The 12,459-nt window shown below is 50.9% G+C and carries 8 protein-coding genes; 5 read left to right on the top strand and 3 right to left on the bottom strand.

The window, feature by feature from the left end; translation table 11 throughout:
- The 3 genes from KOO62_13720 to KOO62_13710 all read left to right on the top strand — a co-directional run.
- Positions 1-1,371 (top strand): T9SS type A sorting domain-containing protein (locus KOO62_13720; GenBank protein MBU8935040.1); only part of this gene is annotated, 1,371 nt, incomplete at its 5' end.
- A gap of 59 nt (positions 1,372-1,430) precedes the next feature.
- Positions 1,431-2,429: a sigma-54 dependent transcriptional regulator gene (locus tag KOO62_13715; protein ID MBU8935039.1), complete on the top strand. Its 999-nt coding sequence runs from the start codon at positions 1,431-1,433 to the stop codon at positions 2,427-2,429.
- 64 nt (positions 2,430-2,493) lie between these two features.
- Positions 2,494-2,607 carry a hypothetical protein gene (locus KOO62_13710; protein ID MBU8935038.1) on the top strand — a complete coding sequence of 38 codons (114 nt, stop codon included), beginning with the start codon at positions 2,494-2,496 and terminating at the stop codon, positions 2,605-2,607.
- Between the two features lie 221 nt (positions 2,608-2,828).
- Here KOO62_13710 and KOO62_13705 read toward each other — a convergent pair whose 3' ends face one another.
- Positions 2,829-6,854, bottom strand: a complete 4,026-nt coding sequence (locus tag KOO62_13705; protein ID MBU8935037.1) for a T9SS type A sorting domain-containing protein — start codon at positions 6,852-6,854, stop codon at positions 2,829-2,831.
- Positions 6,855-7,132: 278 nt separating this feature from the next.
- Between KOO62_13705 and KOO62_13700 the strand changes: the two genes are divergently transcribed.
- Together KOO62_13700 and KOO62_13695 are read left to right on the top strand one after the other, a co-directional pair.
- The gene (locus KOO62_13700) at positions 7,133-7,672 is read left to right on the top strand and encodes a sigma-70 family RNA polymerase sigma factor (GenBank protein MBU8935036.1); all 540 of its coding nucleotides are present in this window, start codon (positions 7,133-7,135) and stop codon (positions 7,670-7,672) included.
- 78 nt (positions 7,673-7,750) lie between these two features.
- Positions 7,751-8,599, top strand: a complete 849-nt coding sequence (locus tag KOO62_13695; protein ID MBU8935035.1) for a zf-HC2 domain-containing protein — start codon at positions 7,751-7,753, stop codon at positions 8,597-8,599.
- A 73-nt stretch (positions 8,600-8,672) separates the two neighbouring features.
- Here the strand turns inward: KOO62_13695 and KOO62_13690 are convergent, their stop codons facing one another.
- Together KOO62_13690 and KOO62_13685 are read right to left on the bottom strand one after the other, a co-directional pair.
- Positions 8,673-9,368: an outer membrane beta-barrel protein gene (locus tag KOO62_13690; protein ID MBU8935034.1), complete on the bottom strand. Its 696-nt coding sequence runs from the start codon at positions 9,366-9,368 to the stop codon at positions 8,673-8,675.
- Positions 9,369-9,474: 106 nt separating this feature from the next.
- A complete protein-coding gene (locus tag KOO62_13685) occupies positions 9,475-12,261 on the bottom strand; it encodes a CHAT domain-containing protein (protein MBU8935033.1) in 2,787 nt (928 codons plus the stop codon).
- Positions 12,262-12,459: the final 198 nt, after the last annotated feature.

The following is a 12,459-nucleotide window of genomic DNA, read 5'->3' as shown; positions in this document are numbered from 1 at the left end:
GAGTTGACCTGTGCTGGTGGTGAGTTGACCTGTGACAGCACTTTGGCTTGGGCCACTGTGGTCGTCACCAACATTGGTGATCTTATTATGCCGCTAACGTATGAGTGGAGTCCCGAGCCGGTCAGCGGTCAGGGTACCGACTCTGCCCGTTACGATGCTGCGACTGCTGTATCGATTACCGTGACGGAAGACGCGACTGGTTGTGACGCGACCTGTGATACTGCGATCACTGAGGACATTGAAGATCCGGAATGCGTTATTATGCCGACAGACACCACCGTCTGCGAGGGTGAATCGGTCACATTCTGCATTTATCCAAGTATAGAGATAGGCAAGCCGCCTTATAGTTTCTCATGGATCGGGCCTAACAGCTACGAATCCACTGATTCGTGTGTCACGGTTTCTGATTCTGGTCTTTACACGGTGACAATCACCAGTGATATCAATGGCTGCTATAGCGAATGTGAGGTCACGCTAAGTAACGAAGATTGCGGTGAGTTCTGCACGTTCACTATGGGTGGCTGGGGTAACAGATGTCCGACAGCACAGTGGGACGATTTCCTTTCCACTCAACCCGGGTGTATTCGCAATCATTACTTTGATTTCGTCTTCCCGAGCAATGTGGGTGTGACTATCGGTCATCCGGATTACTACACAGCTCACTTCACCGACGCCGGTGCCGTTGAGGATTATCTACCTTCCGGTAGCAAACCAAGGGCACTTGCTCAGAGCTGGATTGATCCAACTGGTGACGAAGCCTACACTGTGGTGGCTGGCCAGATCCTGGCACTGACCTTGAACCGAGAGTATGCGGCCTACGGCGTATTCGCGGAGTTGTTTGATCATGGAGGTAACTTCGGCGGCTTCGAGATACCGGATACCTGTGGCAAGTTCGCTGGTCTTTCGGTTGATGAGTTCCTGGTGATTGCCAACATGGCTCTGGGTGACCATCCTGATGCGGATGATTCTCTGGCTGCCTATGATGCCGATATCTCCGATGTCAATTCCACAGCTGATTGCCTCAATATACGGTTCAATGATTGTATAGTGGTGCCTGTACCTATGTCTTTTCAGGGGGTCATAAGCGCCAAGCCCGAGGGACTACCAACTGAGTACGGTCTGGACCAGAACTACCCCAACCCGTTCAACCCTGTTACCCAAATCAGCTTCGCGTTGCCGAACGCATCGCACGTGAGACTGGATATTTTCAACATCATGGGGCAGACAATCAGTACGGTCGTGGATGCACCGATGAGCGCCGGTTATCACAGCGTCAACTGGAACGCTACCGGAACTGCTAGTGGTGTATACTTCTACCGTCTGCAGGCTGATGGTTTCGTAGCAACTAAGAAGATGCTTCTGCTGAAGTAGCACTGCATCATAACGGAACATATGAAGCCACTCTCGTTGATTCGAGAGTGGCTTCTTTTATGTGCCAGCCTTGTAAGGATGCCATCTGTGGTGAATCGTGTGATACTGATTGTCCTCTCACATGGGCCGTGGAGCACAAACAGAACGTCATCAACTCGCATCAGATTATGGTGGTTGAGGGCAAGAGACTGCCGCATGATAAGTCTATCATTTTGATCGATAACGCCGAGGGTGAGATTGGCTCGGTTCTGGGCGTTATCACCAATGCCTCAGAGACTCTTTCGCTTCACAGGAAGGCTGTCGGAGCCATGGAATACCATCGCATTGTAACCAAGAACCGGGCAATGCGAGACATGATGAGCATGATCGAAGAGGCTGCTCCCACCGATGCTCCGGTTCTCATTACGGGAGAGACGGGCACCGGCAAGGAACTGATGGCTGTGGCGGTGCAACGATTGTCCCGGCGATCAAACCAACCCTTCGTGAAGATCAACTGCTCGGCATTGACCGAGTCGCTGCTGGAGTCTGAACTGTTCGGACATGTTCGCGGCGCTTTTACGGGAGCCGTGGCCAATTACCCCGGCAAATTCAAGAGTGCCGACAAGGGTACTATCTTCCTCGATGAGGTCGAGGAAATGTCACCGGGGCTACAGGCCAAACTTCTGCGCGTACTGGAAAATCAGGAGTATGAACCGGTCGGCTCCAACCGGTTGGAAAAAGTGAATGTGCGCATCATAGCCTCCACGAACATCGACCTGGCTCAGATGATTCAATCCGGTGGTTTTCGGTCGGACTTGTATTATCGTCTGAATGTCATCAGAATGGATGTCCCCCCTCTGAGACGAAGAAAGGAGGATATCTCGGTGCTGATCGAACATCGCCTCTCTGACCTCCGAGAAAAATACGGCAAAGGGATAAGTTCGGTTTCGACCCGAGCACTGACCGTGCTTGAAAGTTACGACTGGCCGGGCAATGTTCGCCAACTGTTCGGTGCTCTCGAATACGCGTTTCTTAGGTGTAAGTCTACCAGAATCGAACGCAAAGACCTCCCCCCCTGAAATCTATCCTCCCAACCAGTCTCTACTTACGTCCTCCGAGAAAGATCCGGATGAAGAGCGTGATATGATTGAGCGATTGCTGGAGAGATATCCCAATGACCGAAAACGGGTTGCCTTTGCTCTTGGCATCAGTCGAACAACCCTATGGCGCAAAATGCGCGAGTTGCGTCTAATTTGATCCCAGTCGCGCGTGATAGACTCAGAACAAAACTTCGCGAAACTTTCGCCTGATATCACGTTCTAATATTGTCACTTTGATGACCTCCTGATTACAATCTGTAACCGCTATACAAGTGTATCAACCGAAGTCGACATGTTTATACATAAAAAGGGATAAGGAAACGGCCACTCCTCGTGATGAGAAGTGGCCGTACATATCACCCAAATGATTGGATTGAGCTATTTAAGAAGAACCATCTTCCTGGTATCTGAGAAGTCATCCGCCTGGAGACGGTAGAAGTAGACACCGCTTGATACCTTGTTTCCACGATTACCGGTTCCATCCCAGGTCACCGTGTGGACTCCGGCTTCACGATATCCGTCAACCAGACTTCTAACCTTCTGCCCGGTGATATTGAATATCTCCAGGCTTACCTGTCCTGCGTTGGGCAGGTTGAAGCCGATCTCAGTCGTCGGGTTGAACGGATTCGGATAGTTCTGACCCAAAGTGAACTCCATCGGAAGGTTCGCCTCTTTCTGGGCCGCAATGATGCTCGGTGCAAAGGTCGTATGATTCATATCCGATACGAGGGCATCGGTGATCTCATACTCACCATCCAGTCGCACGAGGGCACTAGCGCCCTTATTGACGAAAGCTGGGCCATCAAGATCGAGAATACCTATCCGGGTGGTTCCGGCCACAACACCTGAGACAACTTCCAGACCATCACCAACCAGCGAGATTGGTTCGCTATACTGAGTGCCATCCAGTTCAATCTGAAGGCCGCGTAAATCAATTGGCGATTCGATAGAGATGATCGTCTGGCCGTTTTCGTAGTTTGCGTTGATTGAGATATCAGTGCGAGTCACCTTACCTACCGGAACGTCCTTGGGATTGTAGCCACACACCACGGGTGGAGGACCACCGGTGAATAAGTAGGCAACGAGATAAGTCAAATCGGCGATATTGATCTCGCCATCGCCGTTTACGTCAGCTTCCTCCATGCAAGGAGGCGGGGGACCTCCCGTAAAGAGATAAGCGACGAGATATGTCAGATCAGCGATGTTGATCTCATCGGCGGGATCACCATCGACATTGCCGCGATCACCGATGCAACAGCCAACGATGACCTCTAAGTTGAGAATCGTGAAGGACATATCGTATTTAGCCGGATTCATCCCGGTCATTGAGAATGAGGCAATGCCTCCCATGTCGGGATCAGGGGTATCCGTGGTGACAGTGATCTGGTCGACCTGCAGGTCATTGACTCCCTGCGCCGCACAGGTCCACTGTACGCCGTCGGGATTCAGCGTGTAGTCGAAGGCGACAGAGGCCACCCGACCGGCTGGTTTGCCGGTGGAGGATCCTTTGAATCCAACCGGGTGAACACCTTTAGCGGACTCCACGATATATCCGAGGCTCGGGTCGGAAACGCCCTCTGCCGTGAATTCCAGGGCTCCACCGTTGAAGGCCTGAATAGTGAACGGACCGATCTCGGCAAAATCGACGGACAGATCCCAGGTGTTGGCTGCGGCCTTGGTCATGGTGCAGGCTATTCGCCGGCGATAGACCTCAGTGAAGTCGACACTGTTCACGCAAGTCACCGCGCCACCGACCGGCAGGGAACCGTCTGAGTCTGGATTCTCCACGGTGACCTCGGTACGATAGATCAAATCCTCCGGATAATCACCATCTTCCGGTTCGCAACGCATGCCATCTTCACCGCTGGAGCCGATGTTGCTGACGATGAGGGTCGTGTCATCGATTTCGAACATGGCGTTGCCGAGGTTGGAAACGAGCACGTCACCGTAATTAAAGCCGATTGATTCAGAGACAATCGTTATGGAATCGATATCCTGAACAGTTATAGAAACAGATGAGAGCGGTATAGTATCAGTGCTGGGAGCTTCTGGAATGATGATGATATGGGTAATTGTGAGGTCAGAAACGCCCTGATCCTCCCAGTTGAAGATACCGGAATCTGGGCTATTACCGTATTCATATTTATCCACCAGAAGGTCGGAGGATGTTTTCCATCTTCCACATTCACGTCTCCGCACAAATCTGTTGTGACCACCAGTTCCCCAATCCCATGGCCACCTTACCTTCGGTACAAATTTTTTGTCCTGAGAGTTGCTTAGATCTTGCGCTTCTATACCTTCCTGTGAGAAGACAAGGTCACTGCCATTGTAGGCCTCGACAGTGTAGTAGTCTGCACCGAAATCGGCAGTTAACTCCCATTCTTCATCAGCTACCTTAGTCGCTTTCAGATATCCCATATCCTGATCTGGCTCTCCGCCAATCACACCAGAGAACTGTACTTGTATGGATGCACCCAGATCAAGAGAGCTGTCCGAATCAGGGTCTTTCATCTCCCCCTGCCACGTGATTGAGGAAGGTGCCGAAATGGCGTCAGGAATGTCTACGGTAATCCCTTCAGGTATAAGATTGTTCATGAAACGAGTGACGACCATTTTCCCGCCAACTTCCTCAAGGCAGGTACCTCCAAGTGAGGTGTGCTCCAGACCAAAGATACTGATCGTATCCGGCACCGGCTCGGCAATGGGATCGCATGGGCACGGGACAGGATAACCGTTGGTGAAAACACTCATGCCGTAGATGAAGTAATTAGTGTACAGATCGATATCGGCCTGGTTAACATAGCCGTCGCCGGTGAGGTCGCAGCTGTACAGCGGTACCGGCGCCAAACCGTTACCGTGGATGAAATCAGTCAGGTAAGCCAGATCACCTACAGTCAGTGTAATGCCATCGCCGTTGGCATCCCCGTCGGCGTAGCAGGTGTCTGGGCAGCAGAGTTCGACGGATAGCTCAAAGTAATCAACTTCGGTTTCATCCCCGAAGATTATGTCGAGATCGCCATTCTGGAGGGTGCTGAGTATATTGGTCGGTAACCAGCCCCGCGGCGGCAGGTTCTCAAGATCGAGCGTTACTATCATCTCTTCACCGTTGACCCAGATTCCATCACCGCCGTTGTATGCATCCAGATCGTTTAGTGATATCGAGTAGACTCTCCAGTTGGGGCTGCCCTGAGTGAAATCACCAAGATACATCCAATCAGTGGCGGACCCTCCTCCTGTAGCCCGCAGGCTCATGCGAAGAGTAGCGCCGACAACAACGCAATTATCGTCCCAACAGCCATTGAAGGTGTGGCCAAAGTGCTGGTTGTTGGCCGGCTCGTCGAAGTTGTCAATGTAGTCGTATTGCTGGCTTAAGAAGGCAATCAGCCCCGGACTCTGGTAAGACGGTTCGGGGCCGGTGAAGTTGTCATCTGTGCCATGAAGACAGGTCACAAAAGAAGTAGAGCCTTCACACAAAGTATCGTTGCCAAAGTTATAGCCGGTTAGATTGTCCCCCCATTGCACGTCAAGGATAGTGTGGAAAACCGTGAGCGGATAGGTCTGCGCTGCCCACCAGGATTCGACTTCCTCAAGCACGTAGTAATCTCCCGGTGATAAACCGGAGAACAAGTAATCTCCCTGGGCGTCGGTTACCGTCGTTAGGTCAACCGTACCTCCCGCGTCTAACGAGCCGTGGAGTTTTATGGTCACGTTGTCCAGCGGTGTTTCGCCCCCATCCCAGACGGAGTTACCATTCTCGTCGTGGAATTTAATACCGGAGATGCTGGCGGAAGGTACAACCTTGTAGCAGTGCGGTCCATCCCAACCGGGTTCTACCGAACCGGTTGTTGTGGCCCACCGCCAGGATCCGCCAGGCGGGTAAAAGCTTGAGTCGATACAGATAGTGTCTCCATCAGACGAGGGGGCCATTTGAGTGTTAATCCTCAGAATAACATCGTCGTAACCATTGGGGAGATTGGGTGACATCATGGACGCACCTCCCAGGGCAATAGTATCCGCGCCTGAGCCGTCCACGCTGAATCCTTGCAGTAATAGTACTAGATCGAAGTAATTATCCAGTCCCCCGGCCGTATCGTAAGTTGGTGTTTGCCAAGTGGCACCGGTGGGTGAGTAGATACGGAAACCGTTGGTTATACCGACCAAATCTTCGCCGGCATCGTTTAGAAGATTGACATTAAAGGTGACTGGCTGGCCACAGATTATCGTGTCCCCATCACCGGCACCGGGGCCTTCAGTGGTAATGGTTATACCGGCCTGGACGCCGGAGACTACCAGCATGAATGCTGCGAAGAAAAGCGCCGTAAGGACGGCTCTATATTTGGCCGGGCTTCCGGCCGAGCTCCATAATGCGGAACTGTAACCAATTGTGTTTCTTTGAGTTTTCATTGCGTACCTTCTTTGGGTGTTAGTAGTTGTAGTTGAATTTCCAAATCTCCCCTTTTGGGTCGCCTGATTGCGTGGACGGCTCCCCCGATCCCTTTTCTGAGTGTGGTTGGTGTTCATAACTCTTTCTCCTGTCGTGACTTGAGTTTGATTGTTTCGTGTAACGTTGTTCATTTTCTTTCTCCTTGTTTGGTCTCTTAGTCTGCACTTGGTGGAGATGGTTCGGAGTTAGTGCCGTTTTTTTTTGATTTTGGAGCTGAAAATGATATGTTTAGTCAGTTATGACCATCACAGCAGAAGAACTTCTAGGACGCATTCGCAAGAATGATAAGCAGTTCCTTGACGAACTGATGTTGATAATCAGGCGCATTGCCATCAAATGGAGTTGGACCGACCAGGTCGGTTTGGATGATGTCTGTCAGGATTGCTTTATAAAGGTGACAGAAAACCTCAGACAGGGAAAATATCGGCAACAGGCATCGTTCAAGACCTATGTCTACGCCATCGTGCGTAACACTTGTATCGACAACTACAAGGCCTCGCGAATGGCTGACGTTGTTGATGTAGAGAAGGTTACGCTTGTGGATCAGGGGTCAACCGGCGAGGAAGACCTGATCTCCAAAGAGGAGCGTCAAACCGCAGCCAGGGTGCTGTTGGCTCTTCCCAGAGAGTGTCGTAAACTATGGCAGGCAATCTTTTTCGGTAAACGAACATATCGGGAAGCTGCTGAGTTACTGAGACTTACGGAGGGGACGGTTAAACGTAAAATGTGGGAGTGTCGTCAGGCTGCAAGAAAAATGGTAGAAAGGTTCGAAAAATGAGAACCAACGCCGGTGTTTTGAGACTAATTCCATTAGTAACGGTCGAATGGACACCGAAACGAGGTTATGACAATGAATATGAACGATAAATGTCAACGGTTTCAGGAGGCCTTGCCCCTATTCTTTGCCGGTAGCATCGGCGAAGAAGAGAAGACCGAATTGGTAGCCCACTTGAAAGGGTGCGACGAGTGCCGGCAAATGTACCAACAAGAACTAGCGCTGTTGGCGACTGCGGCCGCTGATCAGATCGGCAATCCGCTGACTGATCATGTTAACTCGGATTTGCTGGACCGATACGTTTTCACGCCGGAGAAACTCGGCGAGACACAGCAGGTGAGAATCAAAGAACACCTGGCCGAATGCGCTATTTGTCGAGAGATTGTTCAAAAGATCGAACTCCTTCCGGCTGAGTTGGACGATTTGGTCACAGGCTACGAGACGCCCTTGATAACGTCAATCGATTCACTTTCCGCGCAACCCCCCGAAGCAAGTCGCCCCAAGATTACCAAGCTTTTCCCCGGTATGTGGCAGAGCGCGTTGGCTGCCGCCGCGGCTATCGTAATGCTGCTGGGTATTTCCCAGTATCCAGAAAGGCACGATGTGCCCATGCTTGATATTCAATTCCCTCTTCAGATGCGCAATGCCGGCTCCGAGCTTGTCTTTGAAATCCCGAGCGATCCCAGTCGCTTGCGGGCTAAAGTATTTGTCGATCCTGAAGATGACCACTTATACAACCTGCAAATCTCTCAAGCCAACGACAGCACGATTGTATCTAGTCTGGAGCACATCTCTGTTTTCGATCAACAGGGCTTCACTTATATAGGTGCATCAATCGGCCCCGGTGAGTATTTCCTCACTTTAAGCGACATCGAAGATGCCGACACACTGACCCAGCATCAGTCATTCAGAGTAGTGCTGAACAGGTGAGGGTAGGACTATCATAAGCGCTCCTAATTGCAGCGAAATATAGTGAATGTCAAAACGTCAGAAGCCCCTTATGTCAGAATCGGTACCCCCCACTAATCTGAACCAATAGCGCGTTGAAGCCAAATTCGTTTGGTCCCGGCTCGTTCCAGGGCATTGTATGATCGGCTTTTCCCCCGAAGAAAGCGCCTACCCGCAGACCCGCGAACATCTTATCATTCACCTGGTAGTCAACTCCGCCACCGAGTTGAAAGACAAGATGGGTCGCGACGGCACTTTGCTCAAAACCCTCTGAGTAGTTCTCATCGAGATCGACGTTGTAGGTTTTACCATCAACATTAGCAATACCGACTGCACCAAAGGCGTAGGGCAAGGCCTTACCGTGGGGACGTCCAGCTTTGACACCCACAAACGCCGCATAACGGTAGTTCGCCTCGTAAGTCACACTGTCGGGAAACCAGACTTTATCGACTGCGGTTCCATTTTGGATATACAGCGGCAGGATGATTTCGAATCCAGCCACCCAGCCGTTGTCAAACTGTTTGTGATAACCGCCTTGAATACCCAACATCGGGCTGTCGTCATCATAATCCCCAGTTGACTCTTCATGTGCCGGATCGTTGGATGTGACGTGCCCGGCCAGGTAGCTACCGAAAGCTCCAGCGTAAAATCCGGTCCAGTCAACCGGCTCGCTCGCCGACGTAAGTGATCCTGTCAATAGGATGATGACGAATCCGAAAGAACTCCAGAATTTCGCGTAACGAGTACTCATAATGTCCTCACTTTGTTTATAAGGTGTGCTCATATAATAATTGACAAACACGCCGGGTTGTCAAGGGCAACAAAGAGGTGGTTTTGCTGAACCTCCCCCTGCTCCCTCAACGCCAGTCACCGGTAACGATGAAGGCCGCCCACAAGAACGGATGATCGGGGAGAGATTTCCGTCGTAAGTCCTTCAGTCGTTCTATGCTAAGTTGCTGCATCTGCGTCGCCAGACTAAGCCCGGTTTGTCGGTCCAGCAACTTGTAAAGTTCCTCCATCACCTGCGCGGTCTGTTTGTCCGGAACGGACCACAACGAACTAACTACCGTCCGCGCCCCCGCCATCTGGAAGGATCGTCGAAGGCCATAGACACCTTCTCCCGTCTGCACTTCCCCCAGCGCCGACTCGCAGGCCGAGAGAACAACGAGATCCGTGCCTGACAGATTCATCGAAGTCACCTCGTGAGCCGTCAGGACACCATCCTCAGTCCCAAGTGTTACCGACCCCTGACCACGAAGGTTGGCTCCGGCTAGAAATAAGCCCGACTGCAACAACGGATTTTCGCTCAGGAAGTCGGTTTCTGTTCCCGGATTTCGTTGCTGCTTGTTAGAATCGTCATTACTGTTTACGAAAAATCCATGCGTAGCCAAATGAATAACACGGTTGCCGGGGGCGTCAGCCTTGAACCGCTCCTCACTCGCCTGAGAACCAAGACAGACTGTGGCCGGTTCGGTAAGATTGGCACGCCAGTTTTTTGCGATACGCTTAACTTCACGACGTGTTTGCGGTAACGGACTGACATTCTTCTCATGCAACCGGTAGATATTATTAGAAGAACCTCGTAATGTAAACTCGGTTTGATCAACTGTCGCACTCGTGTCCACGGAAGGCATCACGGATGCCCGGTTAACTGCAGGTGCGTCGAAGTCAGGATCGCCCAAAGCGAACAAACCGGAACCCGACGGGGGAGTAGACTCCATACGGATAATATCCCTGCCGGATGATAAATAATGAATGGCTTGTTTCTCAGCCAGGTAGTATCCCGATGGATGGGGCAGAGCAGCAAACGAAATGAGGTTAAGATTACCGTCAGGTGCGACAAGAACCAGCATTTTGTCTTTCAGATGCTTGGCCACTGGCAACCAGATAGCTTGATAGAGCGCGTTCGCAATAATGAAATATTCCTCCCGATCGGTCTCCGATGGAAGTCCCGTCTCCGCCACACGTTGCATGTGTTGTCGATAACATGCCACTATGGAGTCGATACTCCCGGCCTCGCCCATTTCCACAACAGCCGGTTCAGTGTCACGGGAAAGTACCACTGCCAGATAGTGTGGAATAGCAGCATCGTCTTCCGGAGGTAGGTAGTCATATTTGAGATACTCTATCAGAACCGAGTTGTGCGGAAGGCGATCAGTCAGGCGTTTGGCTGTAATATTGCGATTGCTCTGTTGGTGTTGGAAGCTTTGGCTGTGATCCAGAAGTCGTATTTCCAGTTCGTTGGCCATTGCAGTTATCGATTCCGCATTTCTCCGGTAGCCCTCGGCATCCACTCCGGGACCATTAACATACAGTTGCGATAGACGAAATCGCGCCGTTCTGAAGTCTTCGGCCAAAGCCAGAGTAAGTGAGTCGGTCTCAATTGCAAGTGCTCGACGACGCTCGAATAGTTGATCCGATACCCGCCCCTTTCCGGCCAGGATGATGCTTACGGCCGACTCTATCGACCCGGAATCATCAGCGCCGAAGTCAATAAAGGTACTCACAAAGTCATCCATGGCATTACGACAGTATTCGGAAAATGTGAGAGCGTTTGTTTCCGACAAAGCCGAAGCATTGTTGGTAAAACCCTGCTGCATAATGTGGGCGCACCGCCGTGCCATTGTCAGGGATCGCGTGCTGTCGCATTGTCGTCGCAGGAGTCGGGAGTAGTGTTGTTCGATTCGAGCAACCTGGATACTGGAGCTGTCATAGGCAATTTTCTTAAGTTTCAACGCCCGTAGATATAGCGACTCCGCCTGATCGTACTGTCCCAGGTCACTGTAAAGATTGGCTAGATGAAACAGGTGTCTGGCCAGGATTGGATGCTCCGATCCAAAACGGTTTTCGCTAATCGCGAGGGCACGCTGATAAAGCGGCTCGGCTTCATCGAAGCGTCGTTGCTGATGAAACAATAGAGCCAGATCGTTCATGGCGTGAGCCGTCCAGGTGTGATCCGGTCCGTGAATCCTGGTAAAGTCTGCCAAGGTACTAATCAGTAGAGGTTCGGCTTCTGCATATCTACCCTGATCGCGGAAAAGTACGCCAAGGTTGCTGTTGGCCATGGCGACGTAATGGTGATCCGCTCCGAAAGTTCTTTCAAAGATGCCTCTGGCCTTACGAAAAAACTCTGCAGCATCCGCATACCTACCCTGAGAGTAGCACAACGCCGCCATGTTATTCCAACCTAAAGCCACATTGTCGTCGTCAGCCCCGTAGACTCGCTCCCAGATTTCGATTGCCTTTCTATACAGAGGTTCTGCCTCAGCATATCTTCCCAGACGTCGATACAGCACAGCCAGATTCCCCATACTCTCGGCCGTTTTGGAATGATCAGGTCCTATGGCTTTTTCACGAATTGTAAGTGATCGTTTATAATAAGATTCTACTTCACGGTATTCCTGTTTGAAGAAATGAAAATCACCCATCCTCTGCATTATTCTGGCAACAGCCGTATCTTCAGGACCAACTTCAGCTATGGCCATATCTAATGCCAATTTTCCAGTTGCAATAGCAGAATCCTGATAAAGAGAATCAGACAGGGAGTCGGCATAATTCATCATTTCCCGAAAATCCCTACCGGACGAAGAAATTGGCGGGGCTATCAGAAACAGGAGAACTATAACAATGAGTTTATGATTCATAATTCTCGTAGTATCCACTATCCTACATGAATTCCCTTGTCATAAAAGTACTACATATCCTACTGCAGCACAAGAGGTGTCCTAGCGTGGTAATATCTTTAGAAGTGTGTAAAAGACAAAAGGTGTATCCTAGAGTTTTCAACGACCCACAAAGGAGACACCTAATGCCTTATCGAGAATTGAATTTCGACAGTCACA

Source organism: Candidatus Zixiibacteriota bacterium (assembly GCA_019038695.1).
GTDB lineage: Bacteria > Zixibacteria > MSB-5A5 > GN15 > FEB-12 > B120-G9.
The sequence above is the reverse complement of the archived record's forward strand: the minus strand, read 5'-3'. Positions and strand labels throughout refer to the sequence as shown.